Here is an 831-nt window from a genome sequence, read left to right as displayed (position 1 = left end):
GGGGCCGGGCTTCTGCGTTGCCCGGCTTCTTTGTTGGAGGGGCTCAGCTCGCGTAGCGCTCCACAAAGTTCCGCAGGATCTTCATCGGTTCTGTCGCAGTGAACTGCCGGGCGTCGTCCATGAGCATTTCGGCCGATTCCGGCGGGAAGTAGCCGGCATGGCGGTAGATATCGATCCTGGTGATTAGCCCTTCAGCATCGAGCTCGGGGTGGAACTGCGTGGCGTACAGGTTGGACTTGATTCGGAACATGTGCACCGGGCAAGCGGCCGAGCTGGCCAGCAGCACCGCATGGGAGGGCAGGACGGTGCAGGCTTCCTTATGGCCGGTGAACGCCGTAAAGCTCTCCGGCAGCCCGCGCAGGAGGGGATCCTGCAGACCCTCCGCCGTCAATTTGATGGTGACGCCGCCGAGCCCTTCACCGTACGTCCGGTCGATCACGGCGCCCTGGTGCAGTCCGAGGGTGCCGACGCCGTAGCAGGCGCCGAGGAACGGGAAGTCCTCGGCCACGATCCTGTCCAGCAGCCCGGCGAGTTCGCGCTCCACCCGGTGCTGGGTGGCGCTCTTGTGCTCGGCCGGATCGCTGGAAGTAAAGGGACTGCCGCCCACAATGACGCCCGAATAGTCGGACAACTCAAGCGCGGGCAACGGGGCGGCTTCCATCCGGATGCGTTGGAGCTGCTCGGGCTGGAGTCCGCAGTAGCGAAGGTAGGCGCGGTATTCGTCCTCGGCGGCGGTGTCTTCCGCGCGCGAGGCGAGGAGCAGGAATGGCTTCACACTCCAAGTCTCTACTGGCCGGTCGCGGACGCGCCAGAGGCGCGCCCGCGGCCGCC

The 831-nt window shown here is 66.2% G+C and carries 1 protein-coding gene; it reads right to left on the bottom strand.

Annotation, left to right across the window (positions count from 1 at the left end; translation table 11 throughout):
- Positions 1-43: 43 nt before the first annotated feature.
- Positions 44-775 (bottom strand): glutamine amidotransferase, encoded by a 732-nt coding sequence (locus tag Y706_RS0122520; protein ID WP_028278341.1) that lies wholly within the window; start codon positions 773-775, stop codon positions 44-46.
- Positions 776-831: the final 56 nt, after the last annotated feature.

The organism is Arthrobacter sp. I3 (genome assembly GCF_000520575.1).
Classification (GTDB): Bacteria; Actinomycetota; Actinomycetes; order Actinomycetales; family Micrococcaceae; genus Arthrobacter; species Arthrobacter humicola_A.
Note: the sequence above shows the minus strand (reverse complement) of the source record. Positions and strands in the feature narration are given on the sequence as shown.